General features: G+C 62.3%; 17 protein-coding genes, 1 tRNA gene and 1 pseudogene. 15 read left to right on the forward strand and 4 right to left on the reverse strand.

The window, feature by feature from the left end; all coding sequences use genetic code 11:
- Window positions 1-130 precede the first annotated feature (130 nt).
- From murA to NL528_RS05670, 11 genes are all read left to right on the forward strand, one after another.
- Entirely contained in the window at window positions 131-1,420 is a 1,290-nt protein-coding gene (gene murA / locus NL528_RS05620; protein ID WP_309181732.1) for a UDP-N-acetylglucosamine 1-carboxyvinyltransferase, read from the forward strand.
- Between the two features lie 94 nt (window positions 1,421-1,514).
- Window positions 1,515-1,964: a DUF2948 family protein gene (locus NL528_RS05625; protein WP_309184809.1), complete on the forward strand. Its 450-nt coding sequence runs from the start codon at window positions 1,515-1,517 to the stop codon at window positions 1,962-1,964.
- 161 nt (window positions 1,965-2,125) lie between these two features.
- Complete coding sequence (gene hisD, locus NL528_RS05630) at window positions 2,126-3,421, forward strand: histidinol dehydrogenase (RefSeq protein WP_309181733.1); 1,296 nt, start codon at window positions 2,126-2,128, stop codon at window positions 3,419-3,421.
- Entirely contained in the window at window positions 3,418-3,921 is a 504-nt protein-coding gene (locus NL528_RS05635) for a UPF0262 family protein (RefSeq protein WP_309181734.1), read from the forward strand. The genes hisD and NL528_RS05635 overlap by 4 nt, the downstream gene beginning before the upstream one ends.
- Window positions 3,918-4,079 carry a hypothetical protein gene (locus NL528_RS05640; protein WP_309181735.1) on the forward strand — a complete coding sequence of 54 codons (162 nt, stop codon included), beginning with the start codon at window positions 3,918-3,920 and terminating at the stop codon, window positions 4,077-4,079. The genes NL528_RS05635 and NL528_RS05640 overlap by 4 nt, the downstream gene beginning before the upstream one ends.
- Window positions 4,080-4,083: 4 nt before the next feature.
- Complete coding sequence (locus tag NL528_RS05645; protein ID WP_309181736.1) at window positions 4,084-4,551, forward strand: arsenate reductase ArsC; 468 nt, start codon at window positions 4,084-4,086, stop codon at window positions 4,549-4,551.
- Window positions 4,552-4,758: 207 nt separating this feature from the next.
- Window positions 4,759-6,171: an amidase gene (locus NL528_RS05650; protein WP_309181737.1), complete on the forward strand. Its 1,413-nt coding sequence runs from the start codon at window positions 4,759-4,761 to the stop codon at window positions 6,169-6,171.
- A 194-nt stretch (window positions 6,172-6,365) separates the two neighbouring features.
- Entirely contained in the window at window positions 6,366-6,989 is a 624-nt protein-coding gene (locus tag NL528_RS05655) for a Maf-like protein (RefSeq protein ID WP_309181738.1), read from the forward strand.
- Window positions 6,979-7,170, forward strand: coding sequence for a DNA gyrase inhibitor YacG (gene yacG / locus NL528_RS05660; RefSeq protein WP_309181739.1), 192 nt, complete (start codon window positions 6,979-6,981; stop codon window positions 7,168-7,170). The genes NL528_RS05655 and yacG overlap by 11 nt, the downstream gene beginning before the upstream one ends.
- 333 nt (window positions 7,171-7,503) lie before the next feature.
- The gene (locus NL528_RS05665; RefSeq protein ID WP_309181740.1) at window positions 7,504-8,487 is read left to right on the forward strand and encodes a tripartite tricarboxylate transporter substrate binding protein; all 984 of its coding nucleotides are present in this window, start codon (window positions 7,504-7,506) and stop codon (window positions 8,485-8,487) included.
- A gap of 219 nt (window positions 8,488-8,706) precedes the next feature.
- Window positions 8,707-8,782: transfer RNA gene (locus NL528_RS05670), tRNA-Phe, on the forward strand.
- A 588-nt stretch (window positions 8,783-9,370) separates the two neighbouring features.
- Here the strand turns inward: NL528_RS05670 and NL528_RS05675 are convergent.
- On the reverse strand, window positions 9,371-10,252 hold the full coding sequence (locus tag NL528_RS05675) for a zincin-like metallopeptidase domain-containing protein (protein ID WP_309181741.1): 882 nt from the start codon (window positions 10,250-10,252) through the stop codon (window positions 9,371-9,373).
- 276 nt (window positions 10,253-10,528) lie between these two features.
- Here NL528_RS05675 and NL528_RS05680 point away from each other — a divergent pair, with 276 nt between their 5' ends.
- The 3 genes from NL528_RS05680 (at window position 10,529) to NL528_RS05690 (ending at window position 13,587) form a co-directional block, all read left to right on the forward strand.
- Window positions 10,529-10,753: a hypothetical protein gene (locus NL528_RS05680; RefSeq protein ID WP_309181742.1), complete on the forward strand. Its 225-nt coding sequence runs from the start codon at window positions 10,529-10,531 to the stop codon at window positions 10,751-10,753.
- A 303-nt stretch (window positions 10,754-11,056) separates the two neighbouring features.
- Window positions 11,057-11,395: a hypothetical protein gene (locus NL528_RS05685; RefSeq protein WP_309181743.1), complete on the forward strand. Its 339-nt coding sequence runs from the start codon at window positions 11,057-11,059 to the stop codon at window positions 11,393-11,395.
- A gap of 1,973 nt (window positions 11,396-13,368) precedes the next feature.
- Window positions 13,369-13,587 (forward strand): hypothetical protein, encoded by a 219-nt coding sequence (locus NL528_RS05690; protein WP_309181744.1) that lies wholly within the window; start codon window positions 13,369-13,371, stop codon window positions 13,585-13,587.
- On the opposite strand, the gene NL528_RS05695 is transcribed toward NL528_RS05690, so the two are convergent.
- The 3 genes and pseudogenes from NL528_RS05695 to NL528_RS05705 all read right to left on the reverse strand — a co-directional run.
- Window positions 13,588-14,490, reverse strand: coding sequence for a hypothetical protein (locus tag NL528_RS05695; RefSeq protein ID WP_309181745.1), 903 nt, complete (start codon window positions 14,488-14,490; stop codon window positions 13,588-13,590).
- On the reverse strand, window positions 14,456-14,656 hold the full coding sequence (locus NL528_RS05700; RefSeq protein ID WP_309181746.1) for a hypothetical protein: 201 nt from the start codon (window positions 14,654-14,656) through the stop codon (window positions 14,456-14,458). The genes NL528_RS05695 and NL528_RS05700 overlap by 35 nt, the downstream gene beginning before the upstream one ends.
- A 126-nt stretch (window positions 14,657-14,782) precedes the next feature.
- Window positions 14,783-15,112, reverse strand: a pseudogene (locus NL528_RS05705) (hypothetical protein); the annotation flags it as partial.
- 318 nt (window positions 15,113-15,430) lie between these two features.
- Between NL528_RS05705 and NL528_RS05710 the strand changes: the two are divergent.
- A complete protein-coding gene (locus NL528_RS05710) occupies window positions 15,431-15,622 on the forward strand; it encodes a type II toxin-antitoxin system prevent-host-death family antitoxin (RefSeq protein WP_309181747.1) in 192 nt (63 codons plus the stop codon).
- Window positions 15,623-15,649 lie beyond the last annotated feature (27 nt).

A 15,649-nucleotide genomic window follows, 5' to 3' on the forward strand; every position in this document is an offset into this window, starting at 1 on the left:
GGTGCTATGCACCGCCCCGGAATGACACTGCGGTTGGATCTCCAACCCATCAAATAGCCGCAAATTTCAAGGCCTTTTGCGCTGGGCGCGTACCCCCTATAGTCAAGAAATAATCAGGGCAGGAAATAATATGGACCGCATTCGTATTGTCGGCGGCAGCAAGCTCAACGGCACCATCGCGATCTCGGGTGCGAAGAATGCGGCGCTGCCTCTGATGATCGCAGGCTTGCTGACCGAGGAAACGCTGATCCTCGACAACGTGCCGCGGCTCGCCGACGTCGCGCAATTGCAGCGCATCCTCGGCAATCATGGCGTCGACATCATGTCCGCGGGCAAGCGGCCCGGCGACCGCGAATATCAGGGCCAGACCCTGCATATTTCGGCGGCCGATATCATCGACACCACCGCGCCCTATGAGCTGGTGTCGCGGATGCGCGCCAGCTTCTGGGTGATCGCGCCGCTCTTGGCCCGGATGCACGTGGCAAAGGTCTCGCTGCCGGGCGGCTGCGCGATCGGCACGCGGCCGGTCGATCTCTTGATCATGGCGATGCAGAAGCTCGGCGCCGATATCGCCATCGACGGCGGCTATGTGATCGCGAAAGCGCCGGGCGGCCTGCGCGGCGCGCCGATCGATTTCCCCAAGGTGACCGTGAGCGGCACCCATGTCGCGCTGATGGCGGCAAGCCTCGCCAGCGGCACGACTGAAATCACCAACGCGGCCTGCGAGCTGGAAATTAAGGACGTCGCCGACTGCCTCAACAAGATGGGCGCGCGCATCACCGGCGCCGGCACGCCGCGCATCGTCATCGAGGGCGTGGCAAAACTTCATGGCGCGCGGCATACCGTGCTGCCCGATCGCATCGAGGCCGGCACCTATGCGATGGCGGTGGCCATGACCGGCGGCGACGTGCAGCTCTCGGGCGCACGGCCGGAGCTGTTGCAGTCGGCGCTCGACATCTTGACCGAAGCCGGTGCCGTCGTCACCGTCAACAATGACGGCATTCGCGTCGCGCGCAACGGCGCGGGCATCAAACCGGTAAAGGTCTCGACCGCGCCGTTTCCGGGTTTCCCGACGGATCTGCAGGCGCAATTGATGGCGCTGATGGCCTGCGCCGGCGGCTCCTCGGAGATTACCGAGACGATCTTCGAAAACCGCTTCATGCACGTTCAGGAGCTGGCGCGGTTCGGCGCGAAGATTTCGCTCGACGGCGAGACCGCGACCATCGAGGGGTCCGCAATACTGCGCGGCGCGCCGGTCATGGCCACCGATCTGCGCGCGTCGGTGTCGCTGGTGATCGCGGGGCTTGCCGCCGAAGGCGAGACCATGGTCAACCGGGTCTATCACCTCGACCGCGGCTTTGAGCGGCTGGAGGAAAAACTGTCGGCCTGCGGCGCGTCGATCCAGCGCATCAGCGACTAACGCGTATCCCGCAAAAGCATCTCCCCGGTCATGATCCGTACCGGTTTTGCGATTAGGATACGCGCAAATTAAAGGTAAGGTTTTGCCGATGACGTTGCCCGACCAGCTCAAACTGATTGCGCTCGATGCGGACGATCTCGCGGTGATATCGGCGCATGTGCAGGACGCCCGTGTGCAGACATCCGACATCGTCTGGCGGCAGGACCAAATGCGGCTGGTGGTCGGCATGAACCGGCTGGACTGGGAACAGACGTTAACCGGCGGAACGCGCCCCCGCCGCCTGATTGCGGCGCTGCGCTTCGACCGGGTGCTGGCCTGCAAGTCACGCAACATCGACCTCGGGCAGCCCCAGGCGACGCTGGAACTGGTCGGGATCGAATTCCACCCCGGCGAGGCCCCCGGCGGCAGCGCGCTGCTGCTGTTTGGCCATGGCGGGGCGCTGCGGCTGGACGTCGAATGCCTGGAATGCGAACTGACCGACCTTGGGACCGACGATCTCGGGACCAGCGATATCGGCACCGCGCCGTCAGGGTTCGAGGTGTAGCACTGTCATTCCGGGGCGATGCGAAGCATCGAACCCGGAATCTCGAGATTCCGGGTCTGGTCCTTCGGACCATCCCGGAATGACCGGCCCCAAAGGGTTGACGGCCCTTGGCCGCCGCGCCATTGAGCATGGGCCCTTAGATTAAGTCCCAGAAAGCCGTCATGCCCGTTCGCCTCGACCGAAGCAGCGCCGATTTCGACGCGCAATTCGCGAAATTTCTCGCCGCCAAGCGCGAAGTCTCTGATGATGTCGAGCGGGCGACCCGCGCCATCGTCGACGACGTGGCCGCGCGCGGCGACGCCGCGCTGATCGAGGCGACGCGCAAGTTCGACCGGCTCGACATTGCAGCCTCCGGCCTGCGCGTGACCGCGGCCGAGGTCGACGCCGCGGTCGGGGCCTGCGATGCCCCGACCCTGGATGCGCTGAAATTCGCGCGCGACCGGATCGAGGTTTTTCACCGCCGCCAGTTGCCGAAGGACGAGCGCTTCACCGACGCGCTCGGCGTCGAGCTCGGCTGGCGCTGGAGTGCTGTCGATGCAGTCGGGCTCTACGTTCCCGGCGGCACCGCGGCCTATCCGTCCTCGGTGCTGATGAACGCGGTGCCGGCGAAAGTCGCCGGCGTGCCGCGCCTGGTGATGGTGGTGCCGTCGCCGGACGGCAAGCTCAATCCGCTGGTATTGGCGGCAGCCCATCTCGGCGGCGTCTCCGAGATCTATCGCGTCGGTGGCGCGCAGGCGGTGGCGGCGTTGGCCTACGGCACCGCCACCATCGCGCCGGTCGCCAAAATCGTCGGCCCCGGCAACGCCTATGTAGCCGCCGCCAAGCGCCAGGTGTTCGGCAAGGTCGGCATCGACATGATCGCGGGCCCGTCCGAAGTGCTGGTGATCGCCGACGACACCGGCAATGCCGGCTGGATCGCCGCCGATCTGTTGGCGCAGGCCGAGCACGATGCCAGCGCGCAGTCGATCCTGATCACCGACAGCGCGGCACTGGCCGCCGAGGTCGAGCGCGCGCTGGAAGCCCAGCTTGTGACGCTGCCCCGCGCGCAAATCGCGCGGGCCTCGTGGAACGAGTTTGGCGCCATCATCATGGTAAAACAGCTCGACGAGGCGGTGGTGCTCGCTAACGCCATCGCCGCCGAGCATCTCGAAATCATGACCGCGGATGCCGAGGCGCTGTCGGCAAAGGTCCGCAACGCCGGCGCGATCTTCCTCGGCCCCCATACGCCGGAGGCGATCGGCGATTATGTCGGCGGCTCCAACCACGTGCTGCCGACCGCGCGCTCGGCGCGGTTCTCGTCGGGCCTCGGCGTACTTGACTTCATGAAGCGAACCTCGATCCTCAAATGCGGGCCGGACCAGTTGCGCGCGCTGGGACCGGCTGCGATGACGCTTGGTAAAGCTGAAGGTCTCGATGCCCATTCACGTTCCGTAGGACTTCGTCTCAACCTCACATGACCAAGCAGCCACCAGACGAGGACCAGCACAAACGCATCGTCGCGGTGACGCTCGATGAGGAATCGATCGGGCGTTCCGGCCCCGATATCGAGCATGAACGTGCGATCGCGATCTACGATCTGATCGAGCAGAATCTGTTCGCGCCGGAAGGCGCGGGGACCGGGCCGTTCACGCTGCATCTGGCCATCACCGGCAACCGGCTGGCGTTCGACATCCGCCGCGAGGACGGCACGCCGGTGGTGGCGCATCTGCTGTCGCTGACGCCGTTCCGGCGCATCGTGAAGGACTATTTCATGATCTGCGACAGCTATTATCAGGCGATCCGGACCGCGACGCCGGACAAGATCGAGGCCATCGACATGGGCCGCCGCGGCATCCATGACGAAGGTTCGCGCACGCTGCAGGAACGGCTGAAAGGCAAGGTAAGGATCGATTTCGAGACCGCCCGGCGGCTGTTCACGCTGATCTGCGTCCTGCACTGGAAGGGGCAGGACGCATGATCCCGAAAAGTGGGGACCGGTTTTCGGATCAGATCATGCGTAAAACAGAACGCATGACCCCGAAAAGTGCGAAGCGGTTTTCGGATCAGGTCATGCGTCACATGAAGCGCATGATCCCGATGCCGGAGAAGGTCTCGCCTCAAACGAGAAAAGCCTGAGCGCATGATGGCGCCGCTTCGCGCCCGTAATCCGCAAGCCGTGCTGTTCGCATGCGGCTTCAACAGCGTGCGTTCGCCGATGGCCGAAAGCCTGCTGCAACAGATGTTTCCGCAGGCGCTTTATGTCAGGTCGGCCGGCGTCAAGAAGGGCGAACTGGATCCGTTCGCGGTCGCCGTGATGGCGGAACTCGGCCAGGACATTTCGGGTCACAAGCCGATGACGTTCGAGGAACTCGACGATTGGGAAGGGCTGAATTTCGACCTGATCATCACGCTGTCGCCGGAAGCGCACCACAGGGCGCTGGAGCTGACGCGCACCATGGCAGCCGACGTCGAATACTGGCCGACGCATGACCCGACCGGCACCGAGGGCAGCCGCGAGCAGAAGCTCGGGGCTTATCGCGAGGTCTGCGACACGCTGCTGCTGCGCATCCGCAAGCGGTTTTCCAAGGTGGGCGCGGCAAGCGGGTGACACATCCACGCTGTCGTCCCTGCGAAAGCAGGGACCCATACGACGCGGCGGAGCAATTTGAGGTAGTGGCTGTCGCACATTTCTTTTCCACTACGACGGCCGGTGGTTATGGGCCCCTGCTTTCGCAGGGGCGACGCAAGGCAGGCGCAGTGTTAGTCTGACCGGCGGGCGGGTGGCGCGGCTTCATTGCACATGTGGGAGTAGATAATGAGCGAGATCTTGCAACTCTCGGCCACCGAACTGGCGCAGCGCATTGCGCGCCGGCAGCTCAGTTCGGCGGAGGTGGTCGATGCCCATTTGGCGCGTATCGATGCCGTGAACCCGGCGCTCAATGCCGTGGTGAAAATCCTGGCCGACGAGGCCCGCGCGGCGGCCGCCGTGGCCGACCGGCGGCTGGGGGCCGGCGAGGCGGTCGGCCCGCTGCATGGCGTGCCGTTTACGGTGAAGGAAAATATCGACATGGCCGGCCTGCCGACCACCTGGGGCGTGCCGGCGCTGGCCAAGGCGGTGGTGCCGGCGGATGCGCCGGTGGTCGAGCGCATGCGCGCCGCCGGCGCGATCCCGATCGGCCGCACCAACCTGCCTGACATGGCGCTGCGCGTGCACACCGACAGTTCGCTGCACGGTCTGACCCGAAATCCCTGGCATCCCGGTCGCACCGCCGGCGGCTCCAGCGGCGGCGAGGCCGCGGCGCTGGCCAGCGGCATGAGCCCGATCGGCCTTGGCAACGACATCGGCGGCTCGCTGCGCAATCCGGCCAACGCCTGCGGCATCGCCTCTATCCGTCCATCCGCCGGCCGCGTGCCGGATGCCGGTTATGTGCCGGCCGAAGACCGCATGCTGGCGGTGCAACTGATGAACGTGCAGGGTCCGATGGCCCGCCGCGTCGCGGATGTGCGGCTCGGCCTGCGCGTCCTGATGGGGGCGCATCCGCGCGACCCCTGGTCGATCGATGCGCCGTTCGATGGCCCGGCATTGCCGCGGCCGATTCGCGTCGCTGTATTGCCCGAGCCGCCCGGCGGCAACACCGATCCAAAGGTGGCGGCGACCGTGCGGCGCGCCGCAGAGGCGCTGGCCGACGCCGGTTATGTCGTCGAAGAAGCCAGCCCGCCGCGCTACGCCGACGCGGTCAACTGCTGGGCCCGCTTCATCATGGGCGATTTCGGCTCGGTGCTGGCGCTGTTGTCGCCGATGATGGGCGCCGAGGCGATGGCCTTCCTGGACGGCTTCAATGCGGCCGTAACGCCTCTGGCCGACGTCGCGGCATGGTCGCAATTGATGGTCGAGCGCGACGGCATCGCGCGCGCCTGGTCGACGTTCATGGCGGACCGGCCGCTGCTGCTGTCGCCGACCTGGACGCAATTGCCGTTCGAGCATGGCTTTGATTCGGCGACGCCGGCGGGTGCGGCTGCGACCAAGGAGCTGATGCGCCCGGTGGTCCCGGCCAATCTGCTCGGGCTGCCGTCGGCCTGCGTGCCGGCCGGGCGTGACGCCGACACTGGACTACCCATCGGCGTACTGATCACCGGGCGGCGGTTGCGCGAAGACCTCTGCCTCGAAGCGGCCGAGGCCATCGAGGCCCGCCTCGGCGTGGCGACGCCGATCGATCCGGTGCGCTGAATCCGCCGCGGCTCGATCCGACAAGGCCGGTGTCACGGAATCGCAATGTTGGCAGTGCCGATCCACCGTCACGGCGCCGGAGCTCCCGCTTGCCCGGGGGCCGCGATGGTCGGGTTCCCCGGTTGTGAAAAGCGGTGCCTTCCGATAGGTTCCGCGCGCATTCAGCCCCCGAATCCTTCCCGAAAAAAATCCGCATGCTTGGCCGTCCCAAATTCGTTCTTGCCTCCGGTTCGCCGCGACGGCTCAGCCTGCTCAACCAGTCCGGTATCGAGCCCGACGCGCTGCGTCCCGCCGACGTCGACGAGACCCCGAAGCGGGGCGAACTGCCGCGCGCCTGCGCCAATCGCCTCGCCCGCGCCAAGGCCGATGCGGCGCTGAAATCCGTCCAGCTCGACGACGAGCTGCGCGGCTCCTTCATCCTTGCCGCCGACACCGTGGTCGCGGTCGGCCGCCGCATCCTGCCGAAGGCCAATCTGGTCGACGAGGCCGCGCAATGCCTGCGGCTGTTGTCGGGCCGCAATCACCGCGTCTACACCGCGATCTGTTTGGTGACGCCGAAAGAAGCCTTTCGCCAGCGCCTGATCGAGACCCGGGTGCGCTTCAAGCGGCTCAGCGAGGACGACATCCAGGCCTATATCGGCTCCGGCGAATGGCGCGGCAAAGCCGGCGGCTATGCGGTGCAGGGCATCGCCGGATCCTTCGTGGTCAAGATGGTCGGCTCCTACAGCAACATCGTCGGCCTGCCGCTCTACGAGACGGTGACGCTGCTCGGCGGCGAGGGCTTTCCGATCCGCTTCGGCTGGTTGAATGCCAGCTAAGCCAGCCAACGATACCGGCTCCGGCAAGGCGGCCGCAAAGAAGTGCCCGACCTGCGGCAAGCCGGCCTCCGGCCCGACGCTGCCATTCTGTTCGCCGCGCTGCCGCGATGTCGATCTCAACCGCTGGCTGTCCGGCTCCTACGTCATTCCCGGCAAGGACGACGAGGAAGACGCGGAATAGGCCTCTAGGTTGAATCGGTGCCGGCGTTCGGGTCACCTCGCCCCGCTTGCGGGGAGAGGTCGAATTGCGAAGCAATTCGGGTGAGGGGGACTCTCCGCGCACAGAACTTGTGGAGAGTCCCCCTCACCATAGCCGATGCTTCGCATCGGCGTTCTTCTACCAAGAACGGCGGCCAAAAGGCCGCCTACGCCCTCTCCCCGCAAGCGGGGCGAGGGAGATCAAGCCAGACCCATCCCGCTTTAGGCGCATTGATTTAATCGGAGCCTGTCTCCACACTCCGGACAACAGCACGACCTGAGGCAATCAGGCGGTTCCTGCCGGAGGGATCGTCCCATGCTGAATCGCCGCAATTTTGCTGGCCTCACGGCTGCTGCCGTGGCCGCGCCTACGATTCTCGCCTCGCGCGCCCTGGCCGCAGACTGGCCGGCCAAGCCGGTGCGCATCGTGGTGCCGTTCACGCCGGGCGGCTCGACCGACATCACCGCGCGCCTGGTCGGCAACCGCCTGCAGGAGGTCTGGGGCCAGTCGGTGGTGATCGAGAACAAGCCGGGCGCCGGCGGCAACATCGCCGCCGACATGGTCGCCCATTCCGACGCCGACGGTTACACCATCTTCATCGCCGGGCCGGGGATGGCGACCAACCAGTTTCTCTATCCGTCATTGACCTACGATTCCGTCGCCGACTTTGCGCCGGTGACGATGCTGATCACCCAGCCCAATCTGATGTGCGTGCCGAATTCCTCGCCCGCGAAATCGGTCCAGGAATTCATCGCCTATTGCAACGCCAACCGCGGCAAGGTCACCTACGCCTCGTCCGGCAACGGCACCACGCTGCATCTGAGCGGCGAGCTGTTCAAGCGGCTCGCCAAGGTCGAGATGACGCACATCCCCTATCGCGGCGGTGCGCCGGCGATCAACGACCTCATTCCCGGCCGCGTCGACGTCATCTTCGACAACATGCCCTCGATCCTGCAGCACGCGAAGGGCGGCCAGGTGCGCGCGCTCGCGGTGACCACGAAGGAACGCGTGTCCGTCGTGCCTGACATCCCGACCATCGCCGAATCCGGCGTGCCCGGCTTCGACGTGTTTTCGTGGTTCGGCTTCTTCGTGCCGATCAAGACGCCGCCGGACGTCGTCGCCAAAATCAACTCCGACACCAACGCGGCGCTGGTCCATCCCGCGGTCAAGACCCGGTTCGAGGAACTCGGCGCCAACCCGAAAGGCTCGACCCGGGCCGAGCTGGCGGCCTTCCTGAAATCGGAAATCGACAAATGGGGCCCGGTGATCCAGGAGGCCAAGATCAGGGTGGAGAATTAAGGGGGGAGAGGTGAAGCGCCGATGCCGCACCGGCTCAATTTGATCTCGTGAGCGTTCGGCACACGGCGCGGCGGACGCCGAAAAGCTGTTGTTTGCCAATCGTTTGTGGGCGAAATCGAAGCGGGGCCTGCCGCGCCGAAGCCGACGGCGAAGGCGGGTGGACACAGCCGCCCAGCCTGACTATAAACCGGCGCTCCCGGGCCATGGCCGCAGGGAAATGCCCAGGTAGCTCAGTTGGTAGAGCATGCGACTGAAAATCGCAGTGTCGGTGGTTCGATCCCGCCCCTGGGCACCATCATTTCAATAGCTTAGCTACTGTTGGGCGTATCGCGAATTTACTGTGTCCGCGCTATGTCCGCATTAACTCTGTGGGCTGAGTTTAACCGGAAAAGTTGATCGCTCGATCGCCCTTTTTCAGTGCCATCTGCAATCGGCAACACGGTTCCTAAGCGGCCTCAGTGGCGCCCGCTTCGCCGGCCGAACGACACCGCCGGCTCGCCACTATTCACAGCGTCCCGATATGCTGAGTAGCTTGTGGCGAACGGGCCGGTAGCCGACCCATCGGGCGAAGACCCGCGTCGGCGGTACCACCAAAACCAGCCAGCGCCGCCCCTGCCAAAAGTTTCCAGCGCCCGGTCGGCGTAGAACACCTCGATGGTAGCACCGGTTCGCGGGTGGATGTCGTAGAGCGGTTCATACGACGCGCGCCGCTTGGGGTCGCTATTTCCTGATGGTGCCACAGAAGCCTCCTTTGAAGGTTGGAAGGTTGCTCGCGAAGTCGACAGCAGGGCAGGCGCACGCCAGTCGTTGCAGCCACTCCGCTCGGGATGCCTAGCCACGTCGCGGAGCGCGCTGAGCCCGGCTCGGTCGTGTTGGCGACGCCCTAAGCGGCGTCGCTTTGCTGGTCAGACAGCGCCAACCCACGCAGATAGTCAGCGGCTGCTTGCGCCTTGCTGCACGCCGTAAAGAATGCGCGGCTATCGGCCTTCAACAGCCCAATCCAATTTTGAATATAGCCGGCGTGGCGCAGATCGCCGTCAATCGAAAACTCAGCGCAAAGAAAGGCTGAACAGAGTTCGGCGACCAGCTCCTCGGCAGCGTAAGCCCTCTCGCCGAAGCGGTGGCGCAGATCACGTGCGAGCCGCGATTTGTGACCTGACCAGTGGCCAAGCTCGTGAAACGCGGTCGAATAGAACTGAGCAGCGTTCTTGAACGCCTCGAACCGTGGCAGGCTGATCACGTCGTCGCTGGGCCGGAAGTAGGCTTCGCCGAACCCTTCGCGGATGGTGGCGCCGCTGCTGGCCAAGAATTCGTCAATCGTGGCGTCACGTTCGTCCGAATTACGTGGCTTCACATCCCCTAGCGTCACGACCCGCTCAGGAAGATTTTCGCATTGATCGACGTTAAACACCGTGTACTCGCGCATCATCGGCACAAGCCGCGTTGCGGTGTCATCCTCCGCGCCCTTGTCGCGAACCTGAAGCTGCTTGACGAAATAGACTCTTGTACCGTGCTCGCCCTTGCGCACGTTGCCGCCCAACTCCAAGGCCTGCTTGAACGTCAGAAACCGCGGCGTGCGATAGCCGGCCGTTTGAGCCATCCACAGAAGGATAACGTTGCATCCTGAGTACGGCCGATTGGTCGCGGCATTGCATGGCGTGTTGGCGCCTGGGCTTGCCGACCATGGCTTAATCCATGGCGCGGCGCCGGCTTCTAGCTCCGCAATAATCCGGGCCGACACCGTTTCATAGAGATCACGCTTCATGATACTTGCCTCGCTACTGCGGTTAGCGCGGCCGTGTTGCGGGCCGCATGCTATTGCCGCGTCGGGCAAGGCTTCCGAGTTCGCCGTGGGGAGAGAGGCTAATGGGGCAATTTCACCCCCCGGGGGGCATGGACAGGCGGGCCCCCTCGCGCGCGCGAAGAGGTGTGCCGCGCAGATAGAAGGTCCCAAAAGTAAATCGTTAAAAAAGTACTAACGCAGGGACTGTGTGCCGCTTCCGGCGCGTTGTATCCCAGCAGCGGTTGGAGATAATAGCCTATGAAAAAACCAAGTAAGACCGCGGCCGAACTCGAGGCCTCCATCAAGGTGGAAATGGAGGACATCTGCGATGAGCCGACCGATATGTCGTTTTCGGTTCAGCCCGACGGCGACAGTTGGAAGGTCCAAGTTCTACAAGAGGGAAACGTCGACGATGCCGAGCGTCGCGAGATGCTAGAGCGGATCGCTGCCCGACTGAAAGCTGAATTTGATTTGAAGCGCTGAGCTAGTCGCGTGCGGCACTCTTAAGCAGCGTTGGATAAGCGAGCTTTGAGGGGTAATTTCGTGTGGATAAGCCTCTGAAGCGCCGCATTTGCACGATCAACACCCGCTTAGTCCTTGTTCGCATCGCTAATACAGCCGGAACCGTAAGGGACTGAACATGCTCCAACTGCGATGAGAACGGTTTGGCTTGCGTTCTTTTGTCTGATCGGCCTCGCAATCGCGGCTGTAATCAAATTTGGCTTGTCGCCTTACACGAGCGCAGACTATCCGCGGCTTGGTAGGTCTTTTCCTAAAGCAGACGTTTTGCAGAAAATCGCCCGGCCCGCTGAGATTGCCTCGTCACCGGACAACAAGGCGATCTCAACTAACATTCAAAATACTTCGGCAAAGGGTGACAAGCTTGAGGCGTCATACACCGTTGAAGGTTCTGCCGACCCTATCTCGGTAAAACCTGATCTGGTTGCGCCGGCTGAAACGGAGCCGAAGCGTCCTGACAAGACGAAGATCGTGAGCAGGCATTGGCACGATCCGTTGGACAAGCGGGATGCGCAGGCTGCTCAAGCTTCCGTAAAACGCAAGCTTGCCAATAATGCGAGTACAGCCCGTCGCCACGTCGTCAGTGCAGGGGCGCCAAAGCCCTGATCGGGCGGCACTCTGTTAAAACCCAAGCAGCGCCAAGCTCGGATTGGTTCTCGCCGCTGACTGCTAACGCATCTCAGCGTTGATGTCCGAGACCGATGCCCATTTGCGAAGCCTTGACGCGCAACGCGCCTATTGTGCGCTTGGTCGCCTTAGAAATTTTGTCTACAGGCGTCCGTGCCTTCGAGTGCTTCCTGAGGTCTCGGATATCCGCAGGCGTCCATTCACGACGCGACGACTTCTTCTTTTTGGTGCTGGCAGTTCTCAACTTTACGACTCCTTAGTTTTGTAAGGACCGTGCTGTTAGCAGCCCGTGTGCCGACACCACAACTAACAAATCGCACATCTAACAGATTGCTGAACCTCCAGCTTGGCCGCATGCGCGGCCCTGGCAGCCCCTTGAGAGAAGCGCAGTCGGGGCGGCGCAGGAAGGGCGAAATTCGCAAGAACGGCGAACGCAGCTTTTCGAGTCTGGGAGGAGAAGCGCGCCCCGGGCATCGTCCGCCGAACCGTCAACGCGGCCGTTGCCGCGGGCAGAGAGCAGCCTAGTTCAGCATGAGCCACACGATGTTACATGAGGTGTTGCAATTGTTGCATCGAGCAGGCTGCCCGAATGTGCCGGTAAGCTGCCATTCTTGGGCCTCGTTACTCCACTGGATCGTGGCATGACAGACTACATCGTCTGAACTACAATTCGAGCACACAGGCGTCGACCGCGGTGCTCGCCCCGTCCGGCCATCGATGGTTCGGGGTGTCTCGGGAATTAGATTGAACGGATTGATGAGCGCGGCGCGACGCATTTTTTCGTTTCCCCCTGTAGCTTCTTGGGCCGAGCCTACACTAGCCATGGGTTCCGAAGTGCTGCGAGATCATCGTTACCCACCCGTCCTGTGAATTGCCGCGGTGCGACAAAGAGCGGAGCCTCCGTAGAGGACGCGTTCCAGTTTGAAGCCCTTATCCAGCGACGTCCCTGGTGACACGGTCCAGGCCGGGACCTAGCGCCTTGGCGCGGGTTGCGTCGCGGCGAACAGCGCGTGTCGATTTTCCGCTTTTGGCTGCCGTGTCTCTTTCGGAAGAGGCCAAGTTGGCCGCTTTCCTCTTGCCGCCACCGGCTCTGCCCGAGGCGCCGCCGTGCTGCGTCTCCGGATGCACCGCTTCATAGGCCGGCTTTCCGCTTCGCTATCTGCTTTGCCCGGTGCGCCGGCGTCAGATCGCGCCGGATCAGGTTCTTGTCGATCCTCGAAGCCCAAGCCCTAGCGGTTCATTATGCGCTGTACGAATGCTTGTCCGGTTGGACTGGTCGCGCAAGTATATGAGTATTGTTCAACGACGCCGGCAGCGACCGTATCGATGTCAACGATGATTGGCTTCGATTAGCCTTTCCAGTTTGCAAGCTGTTCCGGCGGCATAGGTCTCGTGTGCGATTTTTTAACCTCTAACGCTGCAATCTTTGGCAGCGCCTCGGTGGCCTTTAGGACGCAAGGTCGTGTTACATCACCGGCGGCAAAGCAGGATGACCCGATCGACAAGAGCGAGATGGCCGCAGCGAAAATGGTCTTCATCATTTCTGCCCTTTGAAAGCCAAGCTTTTGGGTCGTCGAGGCGCTGCCCGTGTTTGACCCTTCTCGCCACGCACCTACAGCTCAAACATCAACAGCCGTGCAGCCAAGTTCACCGATCGCAATAGCTGTGTGTCGGGCAAGATCAGTCCAGTTCATAGGTCCTCCCGCACCCCCCGGCCATTGACGTCGCCAGCGCCGGCTCGATGAATCCAGGGAAGGGCGCCTTGGCGCCAATCGCGGCCGGTTTTTTACGCTGGAACGCCACTCCAAAACTCCACGCAAGAGAACCGGGATTCAAGCGGAGGGGCTGAGATTTCGTTCCAAGCACCGCGCGACGCCAGCCAAAAATCATAGTCGACCGAAGCGCTAGCGGGTATATAGGAGGTTAGCCGATTGATTAGAAAGAGCGTCTAGGTGATCAACAGCAAGACGGCACTTGAGCTACAAGGCGTCGCAGCTCTGGGCGGTAGTCTAGAGGTCGACGGGAGCCGCTACACGGCTTTAGAATTGCAGGGAATCGCAGCGACGCTGAAGCCGAACGCTTATTTGAAGGTTCACAATTCTGCGTCAAAAACAACGATGGAAATGCAGGGTATAGCGGCGATGAAACCAGGCCAGGTGGTCTTCGCTTAGCTAGGCTCCTACAGTCCAGTTTGCACCTTTGGCATTCTGAATTACTTTGATGGCGGTCGTCCGCGCGAACGTGGCAACGAATGCGTGATGCACGCTCAAAATGTCTTCCTGAAGCGGTTGATCGTCTTCGATGGCCGTGACGTTCAAACCAATCTCGCGGCATTTATCGATCAGAAAGTGATGAGAGTGCTCAGTAGTGCCTTCGTAGTCCATCAACAATTCAGTGACGCACTTCGCTTTGTCGCCCGGATCGGGGGCTGTCGCGAACATATTCTGTTCAAGCCACGCAGCCACCATGCGCCGTGTGCCCTCAACTGACCGCTCACAATCAGCGATGAACGCTGGTGGATACTTGCTGAAGACTTGCTGCCATAAGATTTGCTTGAGCGGCTCAGCTTTCATTTCATTTATCGCTCGATCGACTTCAGCTAGAACACCCATTGCAGGGTGGCCTCTCACCTGAGGATCGGTCGGACCAAGACAGGAATGCTTGCCGAGTAGTATGTCGCGACTAGCGCAAGCGATCATGGTGCCCGCCGACATCGCCATATGCGGCACGATCACCCGGATATTTTTGCCAAACATCTTGTACAGATATTCGACAAGCGCTCTGGCCGCTTCGATGCCTCCGCCCGGCGTATGAAGAACGAGGTCAAGCCCACGGTCTCGATCGACACCGTGAACGACGGCCATCAGGCCGTTCATATCCAAGTCGGTAATCGCAGTCTCTGGGTGTGGCAGCCCATTGGGCGACTTCGACTGAAGAAAACCCGAATAATAAGCTATAACAGCGCGATCGACGCGCTGTTCAAGTGCTTGGATGTATTTCTGCCTGACTTGGTCCGCGGCGTTCGGCTGACCGATACCATCAATCTCGACGTTTATTTCGTTCCAAGTGGGCATCGTCCTGCACAGTATATGAGCGAACGGTTATCGGGGTAAATTCGCCGTAGCCCGAAAATCCGCCAGAAAACTCTGCGGTTTCAATGGATAAAGATGAATCGTAAGCGACTGACGACACGCCCATGGCTACACCAGCTTCTCGCAGTGCTCCCTCGCGGCCATTCATGGCTTGCTCCAATAGTAGGCTCAATCACCTTCGCGTAGCACGAGCTGATTCGCCGGTCAAATTACCGGCCCGGCCAGGACAATCGCCCTGTGGACCGATTCGTTTCCGATTAGGCGACAAAACTGGTTAACGGGCGTTCACCGTAGCGAGCCTCGAAGCGCATTTTTGTAGGAGGCGGGGTCGGCCGCCCTGTAGCGTGCCCTCGTCTCCCAAGGCTCGGTCAGACAGTGCCTGGCAGCTCGGCCAATGTGGCGCTAAGGTATCTTCTTTGTTTGCGCCGCGCGCGACGATATTCAGGCCATCGTCGGGCAACGGCTGTAACGCCTTCGCCTCATCCCACGGCGCGCGCATCCAGACGTCGCGTTCTTCGTCCGTGGTCAGGATCACCGGCATCGCTTTGGGATGGATCGGCGCGACCACAGCATTTGGCGCCGTCGTCAGGAAGCCGTAGACGAGACCCGCGCAAAGCATCCCGCTCGATGATCCGGCGGCCGCGCGATACACCGATATGGAAACTAGAAGCCGCATTGAAATGCCGGTCGTGCAGGAGGGGCCGTGAGGGGCGCCGGTGCTCATGATGCCTATAGGGCTAGCGACGGCTCCGGCCGGGCGCCTGACTGGACGCAACCTGACCCCGTGGAGCATGGACACGGCCGACCGCGCATTCGTGTATAAGGGAGATATACACGAATATGCATAGAGGGGCAGCTAATCCGTGATTGAAGTGCTTGGCTAATTTGGACATTATGTCCCAAACGGGGGCTCCAGAGCCAGATGAAATCCATGTCAGCGGCTGAAGCCAAAAACGGCTTTGGCCAATTGATTGACATCGCGCGTCAGGAACCGGTGAAGATCGAGAAACACGGCCGCGCTGTGGTCGTCGTGATCAGCATCGAGGACTACGAGCGTCTGACGGCGGCCAAGGCCAGCCCCCAAGAGTCGATTGAAGAACACCAAGGGGAATAAAGTGGCCAAGCAGAGTGCGAAAGTTCA

This window comes from Bradyrhizobium sp. Ash2021, from assembly GCF_031202265.1.
Taxonomy (GTDB): Bacteria; Pseudomonadota; Alphaproteobacteria; order Rhizobiales; family Xanthobacteraceae; genus Bradyrhizobium.